Annotated in this window: 19 protein-coding genes; 7 read left to right on the top strand and 12 right to left on the bottom strand. The window is 46.0% G+C overall.

What is annotated here, in order from left to right:
* Positions 1-4: 4 nt before the first annotated feature.
* The 9 genes from D104_RS36355 to dksA form a co-directional block, all read right to left on the bottom strand.
* On the bottom strand, positions 5-661 hold the full coding sequence (locus D104_RS36355) for a hypothetical protein (RefSeq protein WP_024025608.1): 657 nt from the start codon (positions 659-661) through the stop codon (positions 5-7).
* Between the two features lie 476 nt (positions 662-1,137).
* Entirely contained in the window at positions 1,138-2,784 is a 1,647-nt protein-coding gene (gene pgi / locus D104_RS36345; RefSeq protein ID WP_024025606.1) for a glucose-6-phosphate isomerase, read from the bottom strand.
* A gap of 27 nt (positions 2,785-2,811) precedes the next feature.
* Complete coding sequence (gene panC / locus D104_RS36340) at positions 2,812-3,663, bottom strand: pantoate--beta-alanine ligase (RefSeq protein WP_024025605.1); 852 nt, start codon at positions 3,661-3,663, stop codon at positions 2,812-2,814.
* Positions 3,663-4,487 carry a 3-methyl-2-oxobutanoate hydroxymethyltransferase gene (panB, locus tag D104_RS36335; protein ID WP_024025604.1) on the bottom strand — a complete coding sequence of 275 codons (825 nt, stop codon included), beginning with the start codon at positions 4,485-4,487 and terminating at the stop codon, positions 3,663-3,665. The genes panC and panB overlap by 1 nt, the downstream gene beginning before the upstream one ends.
* Before the next feature lie 3 nt (positions 4,488-4,490).
* Positions 4,491-4,973 carry a 2-amino-4-hydroxy-6-hydroxymethyldihydropteridine diphosphokinase gene (gene folK / locus D104_RS36330; RefSeq protein WP_200866783.1) on the bottom strand — a complete coding sequence of 161 codons (483 nt, stop codon included), beginning with the start codon at positions 4,971-4,973 and terminating at the stop codon, positions 4,491-4,493.
* A 14-nt stretch (positions 4,974-4,987) separates the two neighbouring features.
* Positions 4,988-6,442: a polynucleotide adenylyltransferase PcnB gene (gene pcnB, locus D104_RS36325; RefSeq protein ID WP_024025602.1), complete on the bottom strand. Its 1,455-nt coding sequence runs from the start codon at positions 6,440-6,442 to the stop codon at positions 4,988-4,990.
* Positions 6,443-6,996: 554 nt separating this feature from the next.
* Positions 6,997-8,403, bottom strand: coding sequence for a sigma-54-dependent transcriptional regulator (locus D104_RS36320; protein ID WP_024025601.1), 1,407 nt, complete (start codon positions 8,401-8,403; stop codon positions 6,997-6,999).
* A 90-nt stretch (positions 8,404-8,493) separates the two neighbouring features.
* Positions 8,494-9,390: a tRNA glutamyl-Q(34) synthetase GluQRS gene (gene gluQRS, locus D104_RS36315; RefSeq protein WP_084546057.1), complete on the bottom strand. Its 897-nt coding sequence runs from the start codon at positions 9,388-9,390 to the stop codon at positions 8,494-8,496.
* A gap of 33 nt (positions 9,391-9,423) precedes the next feature.
* Positions 9,424-9,858 (bottom strand): RNA polymerase-binding protein DksA, encoded by a 435-nt coding sequence (gene dksA, locus D104_RS36310; protein ID WP_031215394.1) that lies wholly within the window; start codon positions 9,856-9,858, stop codon positions 9,424-9,426.
* A 158-nt stretch (positions 9,859-10,016) separates the two neighbouring features.
* On the opposite strand from dksA, the gene D104_RS36305 reads away from it, so the two are divergent.
* Positions 10,017-11,183: an aminotransferase class I/II-fold pyridoxal phosphate-dependent enzyme gene (locus D104_RS36305; protein WP_031215393.1), complete on the top strand. Its 1,167-nt coding sequence runs from the start codon at positions 10,017-10,019 to the stop codon at positions 11,181-11,183.
* 19 nt (positions 11,184-11,202) lie between these two features.
* Here the strand turns inward: D104_RS36305 and lptG are convergent, their stop codons facing one another.
* Together lptG and lptF are read right to left on the bottom strand one after the other, a co-directional pair.
* The gene (lptG, locus tag D104_RS36300) at positions 11,203-12,264 is read right to left on the bottom strand and encodes an LPS export ABC transporter permease LptG (protein ID WP_024025597.1); all 1,062 of its coding nucleotides are present in this window, start codon (positions 12,262-12,264) and stop codon (positions 11,203-11,205) included.
* Complete coding sequence (gene lptF, locus D104_RS36295) at positions 12,261-13,373, bottom strand: LPS export ABC transporter permease LptF (protein ID WP_024025596.1); 1,113 nt, start codon at positions 13,371-13,373, stop codon at positions 12,261-12,263. Before lptF ends, lptG begins: the two co-directional genes overlap by 4 nt.
* A gap of 121 nt (positions 13,374-13,494) precedes the next feature.
* On the opposite strand from lptF, the gene D104_RS36290 reads away from it, so the two are divergent.
* From D104_RS36290 to D104_RS36275, 4 genes are all read left to right on the top strand, one after another.
* Positions 13,495-14,958 carry a leucyl aminopeptidase gene (locus D104_RS36290; RefSeq protein ID WP_024025595.1) on the top strand — a complete coding sequence of 488 codons (1,464 nt, stop codon included), beginning with the start codon at positions 13,495-13,497 and terminating at the stop codon, positions 14,956-14,958.
* A 274-nt stretch (positions 14,959-15,232) separates the two neighbouring features.
* The gene (locus D104_RS36285) at positions 15,233-15,604 is read left to right on the top strand and encodes a hypothetical protein (RefSeq protein WP_036201544.1); all 372 of its coding nucleotides are present in this window, start codon (positions 15,233-15,235) and stop codon (positions 15,602-15,604) included.
* A 136-nt stretch (positions 15,605-15,740) separates the two neighbouring features.
* Positions 15,741-18,524 carry a valine--tRNA ligase gene (locus D104_RS36280; RefSeq protein WP_024025594.1) on the top strand — a complete coding sequence of 928 codons (2,784 nt, stop codon included), beginning with the start codon at positions 15,741-15,743 and terminating at the stop codon, positions 18,522-18,524.
* 81 nt (positions 18,525-18,605) lie between these two features.
* Complete coding sequence (locus D104_RS36275) at positions 18,606-18,845, top strand: cold-shock protein (RefSeq protein ID WP_024025593.1); 240 nt, start codon at positions 18,606-18,608, stop codon at positions 18,843-18,845.
* Between the two features lie 19 nt (positions 18,846-18,864).
* Here D104_RS36275 and D104_RS36270 read toward each other — a convergent pair whose 3' ends face one another.
* Positions 18,865-19,287 carry a CBS domain-containing protein gene (locus tag D104_RS36270; protein WP_024025592.1) on the bottom strand — a complete coding sequence of 141 codons (423 nt, stop codon included), beginning with the start codon at positions 19,285-19,287 and terminating at the stop codon, positions 18,865-18,867.
* Positions 19,288-19,415: 128 nt separating this feature from the next.
* On the opposite strand from D104_RS36270, the gene tadA reads away from it, so the two are divergent.
* Together tadA and purL are read left to right on the top strand one after the other, a co-directional pair.
* Positions 19,416-19,904, top strand: a complete 489-nt coding sequence (tadA, locus tag D104_RS36265) for a tRNA adenosine(34) deaminase TadA (protein ID WP_024025591.1) — start codon at positions 19,416-19,418, stop codon at positions 19,902-19,904.
* Between the two features lie 116 nt (positions 19,905-20,020).
* Positions 20,021-23,920 carry a phosphoribosylformylglycinamidine synthase gene (gene purL, locus D104_RS36260; protein WP_024025590.1) on the top strand — a complete coding sequence of 1,300 codons (3,900 nt, stop codon included), beginning with the start codon at positions 20,021-20,023 and terminating at the stop codon, positions 23,918-23,920.
* Positions 23,921-24,087: the final 167 nt, after the last annotated feature.

Below are 24,087 nucleotides of genomic sequence, written 5' to 3'. Positions count from 1 at the left end.
TCACTCATTTGGTGTTTAAGGGGTGTGACTCCTTTATATTTAACTGTCGTATATCTTTACTTGGTATTACGAAACATATATCTCTTAGATCACCAACTGGAAGTGTAATTGCTTCATTTTGTCCTGGTTGGAGTAAATATCTAAATTCATTTTGATATTTAAAGCTATCATACTTTCGAAATGGCCCCATTACTCCGTGGTACTTTTTTTGATCTACATACTCGACAGGGCTTTGTTCAATATTTAATGAAAATTTGTTAGCTGCATAATGAATTCTTTTAGTGAATTCTATAGGGTCACGTATTACTACAGCTGAATTGCCAAAATTAAGATTTTTCTCATCAAAATGAGAATTATTTTTTTCTAAATGTACATAAACACAGAAAATATTTAATGCACCTTTGTTAGCATATCTAAATTTTATTGGGCTAGTTACGCCACCAATAGGTATGTACTCTCTGGTTTCTTTGTCTTGTATTGAAATTTCTTTTATTTGACGAGATTCATCAAGACTCTCATCTGGGTCAAATCGAACGATATCAGTAGTGTCCATTTGAGTAAATTTTTTATCTGTATTGAAAAAAATATTACCATTTAAGAAGCTTTCTACTCGATTTTCATCCATCAGTTTTATAAACAATCCTTTATCAGAAAGCTTCATTTTTTTCACCTATGACTGATAGTATTTTAATAGGGTGTGCGTTATGTCATTTATCCGCAGTGCGTACTATCTATTGTTCATTGATATTAAAACGCTTTTTCAAGTTCTACCAGTACGAGTGTATAAAACGCTCGATTTAAAAAGCAAGCGGCGTTTTGATGAGGTAGGCGATAGTTTCGAGAGAGAAACGCCGCTTGGCTTGGCGTCATGTAAAAAGGTCTGTGTCGGACTGAAGGCGTGACTCACATGAAAGCTTCGCTTTCTTCGGCACATTACGCTGGCGCTTATGATGCCCTACGATTTGGTGTCATGTGAATTGTTTTGTGTCGGGCTGAAGGCGCGACTTACATGAAAGCTTCGCTTTCAATAACCCCTCCCTAACCCTCCCCTTGAAGAGAGAAGGGGAGGGAACAGAGAAAGCAAAAACACCAGCCGAGGCTGGTGTTTTTAGTGTCGCTGTATGAAAGATTAAGCTGTTAAGCTTGAGCTTTTTTGAACGCTTTGATCAGTGCTTGGGTAGAAGCATCCAGTGCGCTGTTGTCGCTGTCGCTAACAAGGCGGTTGAAGATGTCGGTGCCCAATACTTTGCCGAGCTCTACGCCCCATTGGTCGAATGAGTTGATGCCCCAAATTGTGCCTTGTACAAAAGTACGATGCTCGTAGAGGGCGATCAAGGCACCAACGGTCGCTGGTGTCATTTTATCGGTCAATAAGGTGTTGCTTGGGCGGTTGCCTTTGATTACTTTGTGCGGTGCAATCTTGGCGACTTGCTCTGCGGTTGCGCCCGCATCACGAAGTTCTTGCTCTGCTTGCTCAAGGGTTTTACCGACCATCAAAGCTTGCGACTGGCTTAAGCAGTTAGCAAACAGTTGTGTGTGGTGTTCGCCAATCGGGTTGTGAGACGCCAATGGGGCGATAAAGTCCACAGGAACAAGGCGTGTGCCTTGGTGCAATAATTGGTGATAAGCGTGTTGGCCGTTTGTGCCAGCGCCACCCCAGATGATTGGGCCTGTGTCGGTTTCTACGCCGTCACCATTCAATAGATTCGCTTTACCGTTACTTTCCATGTCGAGCTGCTGGATATGAGCTGGCATGGCACGTAAGTAATGATCGTAAGGAATCAAGGCGTGCGTTTGTGCGTTGTGGAAGTTGATGTACCACACGCCAAGAGCGCCCATGATGACCGGTAGATTTTCTTCAAACGGTGCGGTGCGGAAATGCTCATCCATTTGGTGAGCGCCGTCTAGCAATTCGTAGAAGTTCTCCATGCCAACGGCAATTGCCACTGGCAAGCCAATCGCAGACCAAAGCGAGTAGCGTCCGCCAACCCAATCCCACATTGGGAAGATATTTTCTTCCGCCATGCCGAAGTCGACGGCTTTTTTCACGTTCGAGCTAACCGCCGCGAAGTGTTTGCTGACGGCTGCTTCAGAGCCGCCATTGCTTAGGAACCAGTCGCGCGCAGCGTTGGCGTTGGACAAGGTTTCTAGCGTGCCGAAAGTTTTCGATGAGATAACAAAAACGGTGGTTTCTGGATTCAGCTGTTTTAGCTTGCCAGTAATGTCGGAGCCATCGATGTTGGCAACGAAGTGAACGTTGATGTCGTCTTTTTTGTATGGTGTCAGCGCTTCTGCAACCACTTTTGGGCCAAGGTAAGAGCCACCAATGCCGATAGAGACTACATCGGAAATGGTTTTTCCGGTATGACCTTTCCATTCGCCGCTGTGCAGTTGTGCAACAAATTTTTCCATTTGTTTTAGCGTTGAGCGAACTTCTTCTAAGACATTAACACCGTCAACCATTAGTGTTTCTTGCGCTTGGCTGGCACGAAGCGCAATGTGCAAGACAGAGCGGTCTTCTGTGTTGTTAATGTGCGCGCCGCTGAACATGCCTGTGATTGCGCTTTCTAAACCAGCCTCTTTGGCGAGATCGTTCAGTAGCGACAGGGTTTTTTCATTGGCACGGTTTTTTGCGTAATCCAATGTCCAGCCTGCTGCTTTCGTGGTGTATTTTTCAGCACGTTTTGGGTCTGCTTCAAACAAGGATTTCATCTCAATAGACGCCATTTCTTGTTTGTGTTCGGTTAGCTTCTGCCAAGCCGTCAATTCTGTGGGTGAACGCATTACAATCTCCCTTGGTCGTAAAGTGAATTAGGCCAATTCGATGCGCATGTTGTCGATTAAACGTGCGCTGCCTAGGTATGCCGCGGCCAAAATGACCAGGCTTTTCTCTTCTTCTGACGGTGTTTGTAAATTATCTTGTGCGCGAATTTCGAAATAATCACGACGGAAACCAGCCGCTTCAAGCTTCTGTTGAGCTTGTTCGCGAATGTCCTCGTGACTCGCACTGTTTGTTATGAGAGCGTCTTTCGCCCATAACAGAGTTTGATACATCGCGGGTGCAATGCGTCTTTCTTCTTCGGTTAAATAGCCATTTCGTGAACTCATGGCGAGGCCGTCGTCATTGCGTGCGGTATCGATACCGATAATGCGCACGTTTGAGCTGAGGTCTCGAACCATGTCTTCAATGACTTTCAATTGCTGAAAGTCTTTGTTGCCGAATATGGCACAGTCTGGCTGAACAATGTTAAACAATTTTGTCACGACGGTCGCCACACCAACAAAATGACCCGGACGCGATGCACCACACAAAATGTCGGATAAGCCCATGACTTCAATTTGCGTTTGGCTGCGTTTGCCATCTGGGTACATTTCTACCGCCGCGGGTGCGAATAAGTAGTTACAACCATTGGCTTCTAAAACACGTTTGTCTTCTTCAAGTGTTTTCGGGTAGCGCTCTAAATCTTCGTTCGCTGAAAACTGCATTGGGTTTACAAAGATAGACGACACAATCACGTCACCTTCTTCGGTTGCCCGGCGAATGAGTGACATGTGACCGTCGTGTAAATTACCCATCGTGGGAACGAAAGTAATGCTTTTGTCTTGTAGGCGCTCAATTTTTAGCGCGGCACGAAGTTCGGCAATGGTGTGGAAAGTTTTCATTATTTGAATCCGTGCTCTGGTCCTGGGAAGGTCGCGTCTTTTACTTCTTTTACATAGGCTTCAAAGGCTTCTGTGACATTGCGACCATCGGTTAAAAAGTTTTTGACGAATTTTGGTGTGTGGCCAAGATTGATGCCGAGCATGTCGTGCATTACCAATACTTGGCCGTCAGTGTGGTGACCAGCGCCAATGCCAATGGTTGGAACGGGAACGGCTTCTGTTAGGCTTTTGCCAAGTTCCGTTGGTATGCATTCGTAAAGCAATATATCAGCGCCCGCTTCGACCAATTCAAGAGACTCTTTTAATAACAAATCTGCGGCGTCTTGGCTTTTGCCTTGGACTTTGTAGCCACCAAGTTTGTGTACGGACTGAGGGGTAAGCCCTAAATGCGCACAGACGGGAATACCGCGTTGGCTTAATAGTCGTATGGTATCGGCAAGCCAGCTTCCGCCTTCTAATTTAACCATGCTGGCGCCCGCTTGCATTAGCTTCGCCGCGTTATCGAGTGCTTGTTCTGGTTTGCTGTAACTCATGAATGACATGTCGGCGAGGATAAAGGCATTGGTGTTACCTCGTTTCACTGCGGATGTGTGATAACACATGTCTTCAATCGTCACGGGTAGTGTGCTGTCTTGGCCTTGTATGACCATGCCCAAAGAATCACCGACAAGAATGGTTTCTACACCGGCTACGTTCATGACATTGGTAAATGAAGCGTCATAAGCGGTAAGGCAGGTGATTTTTTCTTTATCGATTTTCATCTTTTTGAGAGTGGATAAAGTAACGGGCTTGGTAAGCTTTCTTTGTGAGTTATCTGAATACATAGTTTATTCTTCTTTGATAAAGACCAAATCGCTGGTATCAAGTTGGTGTAACTGCTCGGTAACGGTGTTGCCATTTTCCAAGAGCATCTCAGGAGCAAGATCGTTAAGAGGTTTGATGACAAAGCCTCGTTCTAGCATGTAAGGGTGTGGCACGGTGAGCCGAGGCAGTTGTATTTTTTCCGCCCCATACAATAACAGATCTAAATCAAGGGTGCGCGGGCCCCAATGGCGTTCTCTGACTCGGCGTTGTGCTTGTTCTATGCTTTGTAATAAGTCGAGTAGGGCGATGGGGGAAAGTACGGTATTAAAGGATGCGACGGCGTTGATGTAGTCGGGCTGATCTTGTGGACCAACGGGTTTACTGCCGTAAATAGAAGAAACACGAAGATCTTTTAGATCGTCGTGTTTCTTTAATGCATCAATAGCGCAATCAAGTTGCGCTATTGGATTTTCAAGATTGCTGCCGAGGCCAATATAAGCTTGTATCACAGCGCACCCTCTTATTCGTCAGATGTTTCGCTTAATGTGCTTGCGCTTGTACTGTTGCCATTGCTCTTTCTGCGGCGACGTGGACGGCGTTTTTTCGGGCCTTCTTTGTCGTTAGATCGAGCATCGATGTTTTTAATAAGCTCGCGCTGTTGGTTTTCTGATCCATGCTGGAATGCTTCCCACCAATCGCCTAAACCATCTAGTTTTGTGCCGCTTAGCTCTCTGATTAATAAGAAATCAAAGCCGGCACGAAAACGTGGGTGCTCTAACAGCAAAAATGCACGTTTACCGTAGCGTTTTGGCAGTCTGAATTGCATGTCCCAAATTTCACGCATTGGCGTTGAAAAACGTCGAGGAATCGCAGTCGAGGCGACTTGATTATCCAATACCATGTTCGCTGCTTGGTGCAGTGCTGGTGTGGCTGGCATGCCTTGCGCTTGAAACTCTTCATGGCGTAATGCAACGCTTGGCCAAAGTAGAACGGCGTATAAAAAGTACGGTGCCGTAGTTTTGCCACTTTGGATACGATCGTCGGTGTTTTTTAGACCCTGAAGGATAAAGGCTTCTGGGTTGATATCGTCACGTTTCCAGCCGCTTTGTAGCAAGGCTTCAGCGTCAGGAAATAAATAGCGGAATAAACCGTATTGACGAAGTAGGACGAAGGTTTCAATACCGTTGCCGCTGCCCAGTAATTTTAAGACTTCTTCAAACAGGCGTGCTGGCGGAATATGATCTAGCAGATGCGCCATTTCTTTAATAGGAGCGGCTGTTTTTGCTTCCAGTTCAAAGCCCAATTTTCCTGCAAAGCGAATGGCACGGAGCATACGAACTGGGTCTTCTTGATAGCGCTGTCGAGCGTCACCAATAATGCGAATTTGTTTGTTTTCAATGTCTTTTAGGCCGCCACAGTAATCGTGAATACTGAAGTCTTTCACATTGTAATAAAGAGCGTTGAACGTGAAGTCTCGACGTTCCGCGTCTTCTTCAATATTACCGTAGACATTGTCGCGTAATACGATGCCGTGAGCCGATCGCGCGGAGTCTTTGCCTTTCAATGAGGTTGTTGATGTGTTTTCGTCGTCGTTGTCTTCTTGAGCGGCACTGGCTCTGAATGTTGAGACTTCGATGATTTCACGTCCAAATGTCACGTGAACCAGTTTAAATCGACGACCAATGAGTCTTGAGTTCGAAAAAATCGTGTGGACTTCTTCAGGCGTCGCATTGGTGACGACATCAAAGTCTTTTGGATCAATACCGATGAGGTGGTCTCGCACGCAGCCGCCGACAAGGTAAGCGTCGTAGCCTGCTTTATTTAAGCGATACAATACTTTTACTGCATTCGGGCTTAAATTTTGGCGAGATAAGCTGTGATCGCTGCGAGGGATGATAATAGGGTAAGTCTGAGCCTGTGGTGAGGCAAACAGAGAGGTAGCTTTACGTACCAGAGATTTTAATCCTGTAAGCATTAGACAACAAATTTTAAAGTTAGCGAAAAGGGCATTCTACACGTGATGGATGAAATTTACACGAATAATGGACTTGTCTGGGTGAATTTGATGTGTCGAGAAAGATGAGTGATTTCGAAGCGATTTGATATTTACCGATCGGTAAATAAAATAATCGCTTTGGATACATGAAGATACTAGTTCCGAAAACAAAGTGGGTGCTGCTTCAGCAGTTCTACTCAGGTTTTATTTTTATTATTGCATTGTTTTCATCGCCCGAAGGCTTGTATATCTAAAAAAATCAATTATCCAAAGCGATTTTCCATCCATGACCTCAAATATTATTTTTGTTTGAAGAGGTCACGGTGTTCTTAGTTATTGTTTTTATTTTTAAGAACCTACATACGACGATTAACTTATTTTTATTCTTGGTCAATCTTATTATCGTTGTGACATCTATAAGGCATTTGTTGTGCCAAAAACAATAAAGTGCTGATTTTATTAAGGTTTGAGAAAATCCTGTACACTTTTTTTACAATATTGCGTTATTTATTTGGGTATTTTCGTATCAAGTGTTACTTTTCTGTTGTTACTTTTTTGGGTATTTCCAGTTTCTGTCGTCTTTCCCAAAGGCTTTTTCTTGATATGCCCAAAGAATGTGCAAGTTGTGTTTCTGTCATCTTGTGTTGGTGCGAGAGGACGAAGTGTTTGAAATAATCGTCCAGTGTTGTGCCTGTTAAGGCTTGGTCATCTATTTTGGGGGGTGATGTGACATTTTTTGTGCTGTTGTCGCTTAGTTGGCTGGCCAGTTTTAAGTTGGCGGCTTCGACTTTTTCTGCTGGGCTGAGAATGACGGCTCGTTCAATGGCGTTTTCCAGCTCTCGTACATTGCCTGGCCAGCGGTGTGAGCGAATGGCCTTATCAAATGCACGATTGTAATGGTAAGCAGGTTTGTTGTGTTTTTGGCAGGTTTTTTCAAGCAATACTTTGGCGATCATGGAAATGTCATCGCCACGATCTCTAAGTGGTGGCAGAAGTAACTCCATGACATATAGGCGGTAGTATAAATCTTCCCGAAATAGCCCTTTCCTCACCATATCAAAGAGGTCTCTGTGTGTTGCGGCAATCAGGCGAATGCTGACCTTTTTGTACTCGGTTGCACCGACCCGACGAACTTCGCCTTCTTGTAATACTCGGAGCAGTCTGGCCTGAGCTTCAAGGGGCAATTCACCAATTTCATCAAGAAACAGTGTGCCTTTGTCGGCGGTTTTGATTAAACCGTCATGGGCGGCGGTGGCCCCTGTAAATGCGCCTTTCTCATGACCAAATAATTCCGACTCAATCAGATTTTCTGGAATGGCGGCGCAGTTAATACTGACAATCTGGTTGTGCTTTCTTAGGCTGGCGTTATGGATGGCTTTGGCGACCAGCTCTTTACCGGTTCCAGATTCGCCTCGAATCAGTGTTGTGGCTTCTGTCGTGGCAATCTTCTTGATGTCTTTAAATAACTCTAGCATCGGAGGGCACTGCCCAATAATGCCGCTGCCAGGTGTGCCAAGGGTGATCGTTTCTTCTTTTTCCGTGTTGGAGAAATAGACTTGTGGTGTTGGGTCTGGCGCAAAATCAGGGTGGTCGTTTTGTTCCAGCGCATTCACGACGTGTTTTAATAATGTTTCTGAGTCCGTCGGCAGAGGGAGGTAGTAAACGGCCCCTTGAGCCATGCTGTTGATGCCGGTTGTGAGGCTGGGCTTTGTGTCCAATACAATGCGATTGGGTGTGCTGGGGAGTTCTTTTTTTGTGTTCTCAAGCTGATTGATGGATTCTTGATCAATCAAGAGAAGGTTAAATTCAGTCAGCTCATAGTATCGATTGGCTTGTTCCAGTGAATTGCTGGTGTTGACGTGAAAGCCATAGCGGGACAGCCATTTTTCAGACTCTCTGAGAGGGGAATTGTCTGGGCTAATAATCATAATGCTGTGCATGAATTGTCACCTCTTGTAACTAGTGTAACGATTATACACATAGAGGGGGGTTGGTCGAGATGGTGGGATGCATAAAATTGAACAAACGACTTAGAGAAAGTGTTGATCCTGCTCTTCTAGCGAAAGGTGTTTGATGCCATTAAGTTTACTTGGGTCCCAGGCCTCAATGGCCAGTAAAAGAGCGTCTTCAATTGATGACGGTGTTATGTCGATTTTTAGATAATGCAGTGCGCGAAGAAGAGTGGCTAGGTGATTGTTTTTAATAGGCTTGGCGTGATTTTGCTTGCTGATTTTATCGCCCGAGTCGTTAGTAATAAGCGGAATGTGGCAGATGGATGGCGGCGTCCAGCCAAGCAGGTGGTAAAGGTGTAACTGCTGAGCGGTGGTGTCTATTAAATCTGCGCCTCTTACGAGGTGAGTAATATTCTGTAAGTGATCATCGACAACAACCGCTAATTGGTAAGAGAAATAGCCGTCTTTTCTTTTTAAGACGGGGCAATTGTTTTTTAGGTCGCCGTCAAAATTGAGCAAGCCTTGAATGCTGTCTTGATATTGATAAGTCGCAAGACTGGTTTTTAAACGCCATGAGTGCGGCTGGTCAATCGAACTGTCGCACACTAAAGGGTGATTGCCATGATATTGAGCGAGAGATTGGCGCGTGCAATTGCAAGGAAAAACCGCTTTTTGCGCTTTTAATACAGACAATTGTTGCTCGTATGCATTTGTATGACGACTTTGAATTCGAATGTCTTCGTCAGGAAATAAATGATAGCTGAGGAGTGTGTCGGTGATTTGCTGAGAAAAAAGGGGTTTGCAGCGAGTGCCATCCACATCTTCGATGCGAATGATCCACGTGCCGTGCTGTTTTTTTGCGTCCAGATAGCTCGCTAAAGCACTGACTAGCGAGCCAAAATGGAGTGGGCCGGTTGGCGAAGGCGCGAAACGGCCACGATAGAGATTACACATCGGATTGGCGTGGTTAGACACGGTTAGTAAGTCCGGTTCTGAAAACGCGAATGGTTAGCCGCCGATTTGTCTCTCTTTGATCTCAGCCAATGTCTTGCAATCAATGCACATAGACGCTGTTGGACGAGCTTCTAAGCGACGAATACCAATTTCGATACCACATTCTTCGCAGTAGCCATAATCGTCAGCATCAATGAGCTCAACGGTCTGAGAAATCTTTTTAACCAGTTTGCGTTCGCGATCTCGAGCGCGAAGTTCTAGGCTAAACTCTTCCTCTTGGCTAGCACGATCATTAGGATCGGCATAGTTAACGGCCTCTTCCTTAAGGTGGTGAACCGTACGGTCAACCTCTTCCATAAGGTTTTGCTTCCAGTTGAGTAGGATGCTCTTAAAGTGCGCCAACTGGTTCTCGTTCATGTATTCTTCGCCATCCTTAGCTACATAAGGAGTGAAGTCTTTCATTAATGAATCAGGGTTCATTTTTGGCATACGCATTGCCTCACTTCGCAGGTTTCCATTGTGGTAACCTGTAAACGATAAAATTGGGTGGTTTATTTTCGGCGGGAAACTTACCAGATAACGTGACGCTTAACCACTTTTTTTGCGCAAATTGTTACGAAATTTTTGAATCAGGTAGAGAAAACGGGATGAAAAACCATAAATTGGCGCAGAGAGTGGCGCAAATTTCGCCATTTCAAGTGATGGCTGTATTGGCTCGAGCGAAAGCATTGGCGGCTCAAGGTAAGGACGTTATTCACCTTGAAATCGGCGAGCCTGATTTTGTGGCGGTTGACGAAGTGGCTCATGCTGGCGTGTTGGCGATTCAGCAAGGAAAAACCGGTTATACCTCCGCAACGGGTTTGCCAGAGTTAAAGCAAGCCATTAGTGAGTACTACCTTTCTCAATATCAGGTCGTTGTGTCACCGGAGCGCATTATTGTCACGCCCGGTGCATCAGGCGCGCTTCTGTTGATGGCGTCTTTGATGGTGAATCCTGAAGACGATGTTTTGATGCCGGATCCTTGTTATCCCTGCAATCGTCATTTTCTTGTGCAAGTTGGGGCGAAAGCGAGCTTGGTGGAGACCAGCGCCAGCGATGGCTTTGAAATGGACTTGGCGACATTGGCGACTCATTGGAGTGAGCGTACCGCTGGCCTTTGGTTGGCGTCGCCTTCAAACCCAACCGGTGCGGTTTTAAGTAAGGCGTATATTGCTGAAGCGTGGGAAAAAGTACGTGAGCTTGGTGGACATTTATTGGTGGATGAAATTTACCAAGGGTTGGTTTATGAGGGGGAAGATTTTTCGGCGCTGTCCATTGATGACGATATATTTGTGATAAATAGTTTTTCGAAATATTTCGCGATGACGGGTTGGCGGTTAGGTTGGCTGGTTGTGCCTGAATGGGCAATTGAGGGGGCGACGAAGTTGGCGCAGAATCTGTTTATTTCCGCGCCCAGTGTTTCTCAGTACGCTGCGATTCGTGCCTTCTCTCCCGATGTGCTGGCTGAGTGTGAGGTGCGTCGCCAGACTATGAATGCTCGCCGCTTGGTTCTGCTTGAAGGTTTACGGACGATTGGTTTGCCTGTGGTGGCGCCAGCGCACGGTGCGTTTTATGTTTATGTGGATGTGTCGGGCGTGACGCAAGACACCATGGCGTGGTGCTTAGACTTGCTGGAGAAAGAAAACGTGGCGTTGACGCCCGGTGCGGATTTTGGCGTCAAAGATGCACATAAGTATGTGCGATTTGCTTACACTTGTGATGGGCCGAGATTGAAAGAGGCCTTGGCAAGAATTGCTCGTTTTATGGCGTCTTGATCACGTTGAGGCGTTTTGGTTATCCTCTGCGTCTCACAAGCATTATGCCGGCGAACAAACAAATAATAATGGGAATGCTAACCCCTATAACGGGCGGGAAGTCAACGGCAACGCTCATTCGACCAAATAGGTTGAGTGCGTTTTGAAACGCTAAGCCGATAATGACCCCGGTGAAAATACGGCCGCCCATGGTCGAAGATCGCAACGGTCCAAACACACTCGAAAGTGCTACAAGCACCAGTGCCAATGAGGCGATGGGTCGCAATATGGTAATCCAAAACTCTAATTCATATTGAGAAGCATCAAGGTTTTGCTGGTGCAAATACTGTTGGTAGGTTGCTAACTGGCTGAGTGATAATGTATCGGGTTCCTGAGATGCGAGAAATAAATGTTCTGGTTTGATACTGACATTCCAGTCCGCATTTTTCATGCTTTCAGTTTCTACGTGGTCTGATGCGAAGTGTGTTTTTTTGACGCCATTAAGCTGCCATAGTGTGCCATCAATGTGTTGTGCGCTGACGGCTTTGGTGATGTGTTTTAGTTTTTGCTCGTCTGGCGAAAATATTTGAATACCATAGAGCTTTCCTTTGTCGTCGGCGGCGTCAATATAAACGAAATTATTGTCGGCTTTTAACCATACGCCTCCAGTGAGAGAAAATGCGCCGCTTTCTTGGTCTTGGACCTTTTCAATCAAATTGGCTTTTTGTTCAGCCATTGGTGCGACAAACTCTGAAATCCCCATTCCTAATAAAGAAACCAGAAAGATAGGTTGGCAGGCAGCGAAGCCAATGCGCCAAATTGGCATGCCAGCGGCTCGCATGACGGTGAGTTCGGATGTGGCGGCCAGCGTCCCTAAGCCCATTAGTGTGCCAATCAATGATGCGATAGGAATGTATTCCGCGAGTTTGCCGGGAAGGCGATAGAGAATGACTTGCAGCAAAGATTGAATGGTATAAGCGTCGTTGACGCGTTTAATCTGTTCTATGAAGGTTAGCGCAAAGTCCAGTCCAAGCAGCACAACGGCGACAATCAGAAACGCCCATAAAACACTGTTGCCAATGTATCTGTCTATTTTGTTCATTTGTATTTGCTCTGTGGTAACTTGGCTTTGCGGCGCTCAAAGACTTGATTGTATTGGAGGAACAGCGCCGCCGCGATCAATGCGAAGATGCCATGTATCCACCATAAGCCAAATTGAATCGGTAGTTTGCCTTTCTCTAAACCTGTTCTCCCCCAAATGAGGAGTGCGATGTATAGAATCATGAGCAAGATAGCAGGCAGCATTTTAAAGAAACGACCTTGCCTTGGATTCACTTGGCTTAAAGAAAGCCCGATGATGGCAAGAATTGGGATGATGACCACCAACGAGATCCGCCACTGTAACTCTATTTGTTCTAATAAATTGTTGCTGTTGATCAACTTGAGCGTGCTTTGTGTGTAAGGCGCATCGATGACGCTGTTGTCTTCTGTTTCCATTCGTACGGCGTAAGTGTCAAATTGGGTAATACGATAATTGGCTGTGCCGGGTTTTCCTTCGTAGCGAGTGCCATTTTTGAAAACAAGGTAGCTTTGGTTGCCTTCTGAGCTGATGCGTATTTGTTCTGCGTAGGATGCAAATGTTTGTACCGGTATATTGATGCCTTTTTTACGTACTACATCGGATAAAAATATTTGATTCATCCAGCCTTCATTTGGTGTGAAACTGTCTATATAAGTTGTGCGTTGTCCGCTGCCCTCGAAGCGTCCCGGTAAAAGAAAATCAAAAGCAGAGAGTTTGTTTTGTTCTTGGGAAGCTTCTGCGGCTCGATATTCACTGAATGGCGCAAGCCAAAAATTAATCGATGCGCTGGCGAGGCTGATAATGCACGCTATGCCCAGTGTGTAAGCGGCCAGTTTCATTTTGCTTATGCCGCTGGAAAACAGAACGGCCATTTCATTTTCTATGTATAAACGACCGAACGCTAATAAAAGAGATAGGAAAAATGCCAAAGGCAAAATCATCTGTATAAAGCTGGGAATGTGATAGCCAAGGATCACGAATAAAAATTCGAAGGTCATTTTGCCTTCGGCAATACGGCCTAAATAAAATGAAAAACGTCCGCTTAGAATAACGAGCAATAAAATTAGCGTCACGCCAGCTGTTGACACCAGCACTTCTTTCGCTAAGTATCTGAATAGTCTCAAAGTCACCTCTGGATGAATCTTGCTTTGTAAGCGTAGAGTTGATTACACATCTAAAGCCCCCATTATCTCGCGGTAAGAAGGACATTATCCAGTTTTTTTTAAAAAGTTATTTTTTGAGGGTTTTTTCATGAATATGGCGTTATTTGATCGCTTATCCACAGTGCAGGCTGATTTGCTTGTTGCCTTTGTTCCAAGTGAAGGAACTTTTCCAGAATCCACGGCGTGGATTGATGAGAATGCCAACGGGCAAGTGTCTCAGTTGCGTGAGTCTGGTGTATTTAAAGCCGGAGTAGCGCAAACATTATTGTTGCCGGGTGTGACGCAAGATTTCGCACAGGCGGTGTTGTTGGTTGGTGTCGGAAAAGAGGCTCAGTTAAGCGACATGCAAGCTCGCAAAGTGATTGCGGCGATTGCGGCTCAAATCAAAGGGTTGCCATTTGCCTCTGTGGCGGTTGCAACGACAGGTTTGGCATTGAAAAATCGTTCACAAAGCGATGCGCTGGCCTTGGTTGCTCAGTGGTTGAATGAGGGTTTTTACAATTTCCTTGGCTTCAAAATGGACGACGCAGAAAAAGCCACGAAAGTGACAAACTTGTTGTTGGAAGGCGCGGACGAAGCCGCGTTAACCATCGGTACGGCAACCGCGAGTGGTTCAGCCTTTGCGCGTCAACTTGGTAACCTGCCAGGCAATGTGTGTACACCAAGCTATTTGGCATCTCAGGCTCAGCAGTTGGGTGAAGAGTATGGCATCGGTGTTGAGTTGCTAGATGAAAGTAAAATGGATGAGCTGGGTATGAATTGCCTGTTATCTGTAGGGTATGGAAGCGATCAGCCAAGTTACTTGATCGTGATGAACTACCGCGGCGGTGAAGAAGGCGATGCACCACATGTTCTACTAGGCAAAGGTATCACGTTTGACACTGGTGGTATTTCCCTGAAGCCGGGTCCAAAAATGGACGAAATGAAGTACGACATGTGTGGTGCGGCGAGTGTTTTCGGCACAATGAAAACCATTTGTGAATTGAAACCTAAGTTGAACTTTACGGCGGTTATCGCGGCAGCAGAAAACATGCCGAGTGCACGTGCAACGAAACCGGGCGACATCGTGAAAACCATGTCGGGCCAAACGGTAGAGATCTTGAATACTGACGCAGAAGGTCGATTGGTGTTGTGTGATGCCTTGACATACATTAAGCGCTTTACGCCTAAATCCGTTGTGGATATTGCGACATTGACAGGAGCGTGTGTTGTTGCGCTAGGCAGTGTGAACTCGGGTATGTACGCCAATAATGATGCGTTGGCGACTGAGTTAAAAGTGGCCAGCCAGACGGCAGCGGATAAAATTTGGCAAATGCCTTTAGACGAAGAATATCAGCAGCAACTAGACAGCAATTTTGCCGATATCGCTAACATTGGTGGCCCTGAAGCGGGCTCTGTGACAGCGGCGTGTTTCTTGTCTCGTTTCACTGAGTCTTATCCTTGGGCACATTTGGATATCGCAGGTACTGCGTGGTCTGGCGGTGCGGCAAAAGGCGCAAGTGGTCGACCTGTTGCTTTGTTGACGCGTTATTTGTTGGGTAAAGTATCCTAAGTAAAACCGATCGTGACTTAGTGATAAGTGGCTAAATGGTTTTTTAAAGCAGTGATGATTCGTCGTCACTGCTTTTTTTATGATCCGTTTCTGAGGAAAAATTAGCCCGAACAAGGGGTTATTTTTATCTCTGTGTCTTTGGGGGCTTTGTCTGTATTGGATAGGGTGGACTTTTGGGTTTTTCAATGCGAAAGTTGAGGGCTATAAATGATGGATTGAACAGGAATCCCTGTTTAATTGTTGTATTTTGCTTTCTTACTATATGGTTTTTCCTATGTCAGATTTAGCCACTCAGCATGATGATGGTGTTTTTGAGCCAGATGAAGAAACGTTGATGTCCGCCTTGCGTAATCAGGACGATATTCCTATTTTGATGGATATTGTTGCGGATCATGCGTCTTTGGCGACAAGTCAGGAAGGGCATTTAACTCAGTCTTTGGATGATTCTCCGGCTCAGCCAGAGAATATGAAAAGTGAAAAGCAGGCCGTTGAAGAGCCGAAAGAAGACAGGGTTTCCTCTGTGTCTTTATCGCACGAGCTGATTGCCAAAACAATTACTGGCGTGCTTGAAAGACGCTTGCCTGAGTTGGTTGCAGAAGTGATGCAGGCATTGCATGCCGCTGATGCGACGAATAAAAAAGATTAGATGAATGCAGTGAGCCGTCTGGCGAGTGTATCCGCTGACCGCAAAATTGTGAGTGTGTTGTTCTTTATCTTGGTATGACACGCTATAATTCCCCAAATTAAAATTGACCGCTACATAAGAGCTTTAAGACACCATAATGGAAAAGACCTACCAACCTCAGAGTATTGAACAGCCTATTTATAAACGTTGGGAAGAGGGCGGCTATTTCACCCCTCAAGGCAACGGTTCACCTTTCTCCATCATGATTCCACCGCCAAACGTCACGGGCAGTTTGCACATGGGGCATGCGTTTCAGCATACCTTAATGGATGCCATGATTCGTCGTGAACGAATGAAAGGCAGCCGCACATTGTGGCAACCGGGTTGTGACCATGCAGGTATTGCCACACAAATGGTCGTTGAGCGCCAATTGGCCGCTCAGAATGTGACTCGCCATGATCTTGGTCGTGAAAAATTTCTAGAAAAAGTTTGGGATTGGAAAGCGCAATCAGGCGGTACTATTTCTGATCAAATGCGTGTTCTAGGTGACTCTGTTGCGTGGGATAAAGAACGTTTCACTATGGACCCAGGTATGTCTGCTGCGGTTCAAGAGGTGTTTGTTCGCCTCTATGACGAAGGCATTATTTACCGTGGCCAGCGCTTGGTTAACTGGGATCCAGTGCTTCATACTGCGATTTCTGATTTGGAAGTGATCTCGGAAGAAGAGAATGGCTTCATGTGGTATTTCCGCTACCCATTGGCGGACGGCGTAAAAACAGCCGACGGAAAAAATTACATTGTGGTGGCAACCACGCGTCCTGAAACCATGTTTGGTGATGCGGCTGTGGCTGTGGCGCCAGATGATGAGCGATTCACTGCGCTTGTTGGTAAATTTGTTGAGTTACCACTGGTGGGTCGTCGTATTCCGATTGTGGCGGATGAATACGTAGACAAAGAATTTGGTACGGGTTGTGTAAAAATCACCCCTGCACACGACTTTAATGACTATGAAGTTGGCAAACGTCACGACATGCCGTTGATTAATATTCTAACGGACGATGCGGCGATAAATGATACTGCGCCAGAAAAATATCGTGGTATGGATCGTTTTGATGCGCGTAAAGCCGTCGTTGCGGATTTTGATGCGCTTGGGTTGTTAGAAAAAGTCGCGGATCATAAATTAAAAGTGCCTCGTGGCGAACGTGGTAATACGGTCATCGAACCTTACTTGACACAGCAATGGTATGTGGCTGTTGAGACCTTAGCCAAACCGGCAATCGAAGCTGTGGAAAATGGCGACATTCAGTTTGTGCCTAAACAGTGGGAAAACACCTATTTTGCTTGGATGCGTGACCTAAACGATTGGTGTATTTCTCGTCAGCTTTGGTGGGGGCATCAAATTCCCGCTTGGTACGATGCTGATGGTAAATTCTACGTAGGCAAAGACGAAGCGGAAGTGCGGACGAAATACAGTCTTGGCGCAGACGTTGAGCTTACTCAAGACGAAGATGTGCTAGATACGTGGTTTTCGTCTGCATTGTGGACCTTTGCAACACAAGGTTGGCCGGAAGAAACTCAAGACTTTGCTGAATTTAGTGAGTCTGATGTGCTGGTGACAGGCTTCGATATCATTTTCTTCTGGGTTGCCAGAATGATCATGATGACACTGAAGTTTACCAATAAAGTACCCTTTAAAACGGTCTACATTACGGGGCTTATACGTGATGAGCGTGGCGATAAAATGTCGAAGTCCAAAGGTAACGTGATCGATCCATTGGATTTGATTAACGGTATCGATATTGAATCTTTGGTTGAAAAACGCACGTACGGCATGATGCAACCACGTTTGGCGGCAAAGGTTGAGAAAAACACCCGCGAGACATACCCGGAAGGCATTCAAGCTTACGGTACGGACGCATTGCGCTTTACCCTTTGCTCGTTGGCGTCGGGTGGTCGTGATATTAAGTTCGATCTGAATCGTTTAGAAGGTTACCGTAATTTCTGTAACAAAATTTGGAACGCGACACGTTATGTCTTGATGAACACGGAAGATCAAGATTGCGGCCAAAACGGCGCAGACGTTGAGTTGTCTCTTGCTGATAAATGGATTGTTTCTCGATTACAGCACGCGGAAGACGCAGTGAATCGCGCTTTCGATACGCATCGCTTTGATTTAGCGGCGCAAGCGCTGTACGAATTTATGTGGCACGAATACTGTGATTGGTATTTGGAATTGTCTAAGCCTGTACTTTGGGATGAAAATGCAACCGCTGCACAATTAACCGGTACTCGTCGTACCTTGGTTCGTGTCTTGGAAGCTTTCCTGCGCCTTGCTCACCCTATGATGCCATTTTTAACCGAAGAAATTTGGCAGCGCGTTGCGCCTTTGGCTGGCGTCACTGGCGAGACGATTATGCTAAGCCAGTATCCTGTGGCTGAAGAAGCGAAAAAAGACGCTGACGCTGAAGCGGATGTTGAGTGGCTGAAAGGTGTGATTGAAGGTATTCGTAATATTCGTGGTGAAATGAACATTTCCCCTTCGAAGCCGTTGGCTATTTTGTGTCGAAATGGATCGGATCAAGATAAAGCGCGTCTTGATGCTAACTTAACGTTCTTACAGACATTGGCTAAGCTGGACACAGTAACGTGGCTAGAAGTCGGTGATGAAGCGCCGATGTCGGCAACGGCTTTGGTGGGCGATATGGAAGTATTGGTTCCAATGGCCGGCTTAATTGATAAAGACGCCGAATTGGCGCGTTTGCAAAAAGAAATTGATAAAGCATCAAAAGAATTGCAGCGTATACAAGGCAAGCTTTCTAACGCAAGCTTTGTGGCGAAGGCGCCAGTTGAAGTGGTCGATAAAGAACGCGCTAAGTGTGATGACTTGCAGTTAGCAGTGAATAAGCTAGAAGAACAAAAGACAAGCATCAAGTCTTTGTAAAAATAGAAATCAGAGATGTGATTGTCGCTTCTCTGATTTCACGCTTACTTTAATAAAAATAAGAAAAGAGGCGAAAAAGTTATGGAACGATTAACCGGAAAAGTTAAGTGGTTTAACGACGCTAAGGGCTTGGGGTTTATTAAAAGAGAAGAAGACAGCGATGTTTTCGTTCATTATAAATCGATTGCCTGTGATGGTCATAAAACACTTAGAAAAGGGCAGGCGGTAAGTTTTTGTTTGTCAGATACAGATTTTGGATTACAGGCGATCGAGGTTCAGATAGAGAAAGAGGCGCAATTGGCGGCCTCTGTCTCTCATTGATGGTTTGAAAGCGCTTTGCCTACGCAGATCCTTTTAGCATCTTGTGGGCGAGTTTTACGAAATCTACCGGAGTAAGGATGCCGACGAGTTTGCCATTTTGTGTGACTGGTAGGCATCCGTACTTGTTTTCAATGAAAAACTCGGCTGCCATGTCTAAGTCTGTTTCAGGGCTAACGGTTAATATGTCTTTGTTCATGGCATTCGCGATGGGGGTTTGTTGTTCCTTTTTGAGTAGTAGTTGTGTGCCGAACTGACTAACCAAATGAAAGGCATGACGTAAATATTCTCGTTGCGTTAGCATGCCCACGCATTCTCCCTCGTCGTCGACGATAGGAATGTTTCGAATGTTTTTTTCATGCATTAACTCTTTGGCTTTCGCTAACGAATCATTTTCTTTCAATGTCACTAAGTTGGTAATCATTAAATCAGCTACAGTGCGCATAAACAGAACTCCTTGTTTTTATTGTCGCGTTGAATTTTAGTGTAGAGCGGATTACGCAATAATGGCAATTATGTATGGAAGGCGATTATGCCTTAGAGAAAGTATAGCCGCCTTGAGGTAGATCAAGAATGAAAGATCAATACTGGATGACGCAAGCGCTGGCGCTGGCGGAGAAAGCCGCATTGGAAAGTGAGATTCCAGTGGGGGCGATTGTCGTATTAAATGATGAAGTGATTGGCGAAGGGTTCAATGCGCCAATCTCTTTGAGTGATCCGACGGCACACGCGGAAATTCAAGCGATTCGCATGGCTTGCAAAAATATGAACAACTATCGTTTACCGGGTGCCACTCTGTATGTCACGTTAGAGCCTTGTTCGATGTGTGCCGGTGCAATCATTCACTCTCGTATTGATCGCGTTGTGTATGCCGCGACGGAACCGAAAAGTGGCGTGGTGGAAAGTCAGGGGCAATTTTTTGATGCGCCTTTTCTTAATCATAAGGTGACGGTGTCATCTGGTGTGTTGGCGGAAACAGCGTCTGCTCAACTGACACATTTCTTTCAATACCGCCGTGAGCAAAAGAAGAAGCTCAAAGAACAAGCGAAAAAGGCGATTTAAGTAACTTATTCGCTCATTTTGTGTAGAAAATTCATACTCTGCTGGCCTCTATTTGCCTCATTGATTTAAAATACCCCACCATTTCCCCAAAACTACCAAGTGAGGCAATACTCAACATGCTAACTCTGCATGGTTCCGCTGCGCTATCTGCGTTTCGCAAGGCAAAGTTATTAGCCAATATGCAAGCATCTGTCGCGACTGTTACAGATGTCGATGCTCAATTTCTCCATTTCGTGGAGCTGGCTGATAATCAAACGCTGACGTCTGAACAGAACACTGTTCTACAACGTGCTTTGGCCTACGGTCCTAAATCCTCCCAAGTCAGTTCATCTGATCAAAGCGTTTTAGTCGTTCCTCGTTTGGGTACGATTTCACCTTGGTCATCGAAAGCAACCGATATTCTTCATAACTGTGGTCTAGCGGCCGTCTCTCGCGTTGAACGCGGGGTGGAATATTTTATTCATAGCTCGGCAGCGTTAACGCTTGAAGAGTTGGATTTGTTGTCGATGATGTTGCATGACCGTATGACAGAAAGCGTGCTTCCGGCATTGAGCGACGCTTCTGACATGTTTTCTCATGCAGATCCAGCACCGATGACCAGTATTGATGTACTCGGCGGTGGCCGCGCAGCGTTGGTTGAGGCAAACCAAACGTTGGGTCTGGCACTGGCGGAAGACGAAATTGATTACCTTGTTGAGTCATTCGTTGAATTGGGTCGTAACCCAATCGACATCGAATTGATGATGTTTGCTCAGGCAAACTCAGAGCATTGTCGTCATAAAATCTTCAATGCGTCTTGGACCATTGATGGCGAAGAGCAAGAGCGTTCTTTGTTCAAAATGATCAAGAACACACACGAACACAATCCTGATGGCACCTTGTCGGCTTATAAAGACAACGCAGCGGTCATGGAAGGTAACTTCGCGGGCCGTTTTTTTCCAGCGCCGGGTTCGTGTGAATACGATTTCAGCCAAGAAAACATCGATATCTTGATGAAGGTTGAAACGCATAACCACCCAACGGCTATTTCACCTTTTTCAGGAGCAGCTACGGGTTCTGGTGGTGAGATTCGTGATGAAGGCGCGACAGGTATCGGCTCAAAACCCAAAGCAGGTTTGAGTGGTTACACAGTTTCTGACCTTAAGATCCCTGGTTTTGAACAGCCTTGGGAAAGCGACTACGGCAAGCCTTCTCGTATCGTCACGCCTTTGGATATCATGATCGAAGGTCCTATTGGTGGCGCGGCATTCAACAACGAATTTGGTCGCCCAAACTTGTTGGGTTATTTCCGTACTTACGAACAAAAAATCCAAGGCGCTTCTCAAGAAGAAGTACGCGGTTACCATAAGCCGATTATGTTGGCAGGTGGTATGGGGAATATTCGTCGTGAGCATGTTGAGAAAAAAGAAATTAAAGTCGGCGCTAAACTGATCGTGCTGGGCGGCCCCGCTATGTTGATCGGTCTTGGTGGCGGTGCAGCGTCTTCTATGGCGTCTGCAGATGGCAACGAAGATCTTGATTTTGCGTCTGTACAACGTGGCAATCCAGAAATGGAACGTCGTTGTCAGGAAGTGATCGACCGTTGTTGGCAGCTTGGTGACGAAAACCCAATCAGCTTTATTCACGATGTAGGTGCTGGTGGTTTGTCTAACGCGTTGCCTGAATTAGTAAAAGACGGAGAACGTGGCGGCAGTTTTGATTTGCGCAAAGTGTTAAATGATGAACCGGGCATGTCACCGTTAGAAATTTGGTGTAACGAATCGCAAGAGCGTTACGTGATGGCAGTTTCTCCCGATCGGGTTGCAGAATTCACGGCCATTTGTGAGCGCGAACGTTGTCCTTTCGCCATTGTTGGTGAAGCCAAAGAAGAAATGCATTTAGAAGTCGCCGATGAGCATTTCAATAATAAGCCTGTTGATTTGCCAATGTCTGTTTTGTTCGGAAAAGCACCTAAGATGCACCGTGAAGCAACAAAAGCGGTTATCGCTGGTGATGATTTCACTGCGGTGGACGTGGATCTTTCTGATGCGGCAAATCGTGTGTTGAGCTTACCAACCGTGGCGAGTAAGAACTTCTTGATTACCATTGGTGACCGCTCGATTACCGGTATGGTTGCTCGCGATCAAATGGTCGGTCCTTGGCAGGTGCCTGTTGCCGATGTTGCTGTGACAACGTCGTCATTAGAAAGCTACACAGGTGAAGCGATGACCATGGGCGAGCGTACGCCGATTGCATTGCTTGATGCACCAGCATCTGGTCGTATGGCGGTCGGTGAAGCGCTAACCAATTTGGCCGCGTCATTGGTGACTAAGCGTCGTCACATTAAATTGTCCGCAAACTGGATGGCCGCGGCAGGCCATGAAGGCGAAGACGAAAAGCTTTATCAAACGGTAAAAGCCGTCGGTATGGAATTGTGCCCTGCATTGGACATTGCCATTCCGGTTGGTAAAGACTCCATGTCGATGAAAACCGTATGGAAAGAAAATGGCGAAGAAAAAGCGGTGACGTCGCCATTGTCTTTGGTGATTACGGCGTTTGCGCCGGTTTCTGATGTTCGTAAAACATTGACGCCAGAGCTTCAAAACAAAGCCGATACGCGTTTGTTGTTGATCGATTTGGGTGCAGGCCAGAATCGCCTTGGTGGTTCTGTTATTGCTCAGGTTTACAATAAGTTGGGGCAGCAAGCACCAGATGTGGACGATGCCGCAACATTGGCCGGCTTCTTTGACACGACTCAAGCATTAAATGCGGAAGGTAAGTTGTTGGCATACCATGACCGTTCCGACGGCGGTGTGTTTGCAACCTTGGCGGAAATGTCTTTTGCGAGTCATTTGGGTCTTAATATTGATCTTGATGACGTAATTTCTGATCGAGTTCAACTGGCACCTGCTTTATTCAGTGAAGAGCTGGGTGCGGTGGTTCAGGTGAATGAAGCGGATGTGGCGAGTATTGTGGCTGCTTACGCAAAAGTGGGTGTTGCCGTTTCTCCTATTGCGGCACTTTCTGGTGATGACAATATTCGTGTGCGTTTTGCTGGCGAAACTGTGTTAGAAGAAACGCGCATTAATTGGCAGCGTGTTTGGTCTGAAACGAGTTACCGTGTTCAGGCGTTGCGTGACAACCCCGATTCTGCGCAGCAAGAATTTGACAGCTTGCTAGATGCAAAAGACCCCGGTTTGTCGGCATCGGTGAGTTTTGACCAAAACGAAGACATTGTTGCGGCTTTCATTGCTTCTGGTGTTAAGCCTAAAATCGCTGTATTGCGTGAGCAAGGTGTAAATGGTCAAGTCGAAATGGCGGCAGCATTCCATAAGGCAGGCTTCACACCAGTTGATGTTCACATGAGTGATATTTTGTCTGGTCGTACAAGATTGACCGATTTCAGTGGTTTGGTTGCTTGTGGTGGTTTCTCATACGGTGACGTATTAGGTGCGGGCGAAGGTTGGGCGAAGTCTATTCTTTTCAACCCGGTGGCACGCGAGCAGTTTGAATCCTTCTTCAATCGTCCTGATACTTTCACGCTCGGTGTGTGTAATGGGTGTCAGATGTTGTCGAACTTGCATGAGCTTATTCCAGGTGCAGAGCATTGGCCAAAATTTGTTCGTAACCAATCGTCTCAGTTTGAGGCGCGTCTAGTGCAAGTTGAAGTTCAAAAATCGAACTCTATCTTACTGGCTGGCATGGAAGGTTCTCGTATGCCAATCGCCGTCGCGCATGGTGAAGGTCAAACGGAGTACCGTGACGATCAGGATATGGCGGCGCTAGCGTCTTCTTCTCAAATCGCCCTTCGTTATGTGGATAACTACGGCCAAGCAACAGAGCAGTATCCTTTCAATCCGAACGGATCGGCTCAAGGTGTGACGGGACTGACGTCGGAAGATGGTCGTGTGACGATAATGATGCCTCATCCAGAACGTGTTTATCGTACGGTTCAGCACAGCTGGCATCCAAGCGAATGGCAAGAGCAAGCACCATGGTTGCGTTTGTTCCAGAACGCGAGAAAATGGTTGGGCTAATATCGCTTATTAAGTCGTAATGGCTCACTTCAAAAAGCTCTTTAATCGCAAGGTTAGAGGGCTTTTTTGTTATAAGTTTTAGAAAAAAGCATTTCTGCCTTTAGATTTCTGGCTGATTTTTGGGCACAAATGGTTGTTTTTGATCATTTATCGAACGATGTTGTTTT

Origin of the sequence: Marinomonas profundimaris, from assembly GCF_000508165.1 — a bacterium.
GTDB lineage: Bacteria > Pseudomonadota > Gammaproteobacteria > Pseudomonadales > Marinomonadaceae > Marinomonas > Marinomonas profundimaris.
The sequence above is the reverse complement of the archived record's forward strand: the minus strand, read 5'-3'. Positions and strand labels throughout refer to the sequence as shown.

Excerpts from the sequence above, each read along its gene's own strand:
- D104_RS36355 (WP_024025608.1), bottom strand. The coding sequence starts at position 661 with ATGAAGCTTTCTGATAAAGGATTGTTTATAAAACTGATGGATGAAAAT.
- purL (WP_024025590.1), top strand. The coding sequence starts at position 20,021 with ATGCTAACTCTGCATGGTTCCGCTGCGCTATCTGCGTTTCGCAAGGCA.
- D104_RS36320 (WP_024025601.1), bottom strand. The coding sequence starts at position 8,403 with ATGCACAGCATTATGATTATTAGCCCAGACAATTCCCCTCTCAGAGAG.
- D104_RS36270 (WP_024025592.1), bottom strand. The coding sequence starts at position 19,287 with ATGCGCACTGTAGCTGATTTAATGATTACCAACTTAGTGACATTGAAA.
- tadA (WP_024025591.1), top strand. The coding sequence starts at position 19,416 with ATGAAAGATCAATACTGGATGACGCAAGCGCTGGCGCTGGCGGAGAAA.
- panB (WP_024025604.1), bottom strand. The coding sequence starts at position 4,487 with ATGTATTCAGATAACTCACAAAGAAAGCTTACCAAGCCCGTTACTTTA.
- lptG (WP_024025597.1), bottom strand. The coding sequence starts at position 12,264 with ATGAACAAAATAGACAGATACATTGGCAACAGTGTTTTATGGGCGTTT.
- dksA (WP_031215394.1), bottom strand. The coding sequence starts at position 9,858 with ATGCCAAAAATGAACCCTGATTCATTAATGAAAGACTTCACTCCTTAT.
- D104_RS36290 (WP_024025595.1), top strand. The coding sequence starts at position 13,495 with ATGAATATGGCGTTATTTGATCGCTTATCCACAGTGCAGGCTGATTTG.
- D104_RS36280 (WP_024025594.1), top strand. The coding sequence starts at position 15,741 with ATGGAAAAGACCTACCAACCTCAGAGTATTGAACAGCCTATTTATAAA.
- D104_RS36275 (WP_024025593.1), top strand. The coding sequence starts at position 18,606 with ATGGAACGATTAACCGGAAAAGTTAAGTGGTTTAACGACGCTAAGGGC.
- panC (WP_024025605.1), bottom strand. The coding sequence starts at position 3,663 with ATGAAAACTTTCCACACCATTGCCGAACTTCGTGCCGCGCTAAAAATT.
- pgi (WP_024025606.1), bottom strand. The coding sequence starts at position 2,784 with ATGCGTTCACCCACAGAATTGACGGCTTGGCAGAAGCTAACCGAACAC.
- D104_RS36285 (WP_036201544.1), top strand. The coding sequence starts at position 15,233 with ATGTCAGATTTAGCCACTCAGCATGATGATGGTGTTTTTGAGCCAGAT.
- pcnB (WP_024025602.1), bottom strand. The coding sequence starts at position 6,442 with ATGCTTACAGGATTAAAATCTCTGGTACGTAAAGCTACCTCTCTGTTT.
- D104_RS36305 (WP_031215393.1), top strand. The coding sequence starts at position 10,017 with ATGAAAAACCATAAATTGGCGCAGAGAGTGGCGCAAATTTCGCCATTT.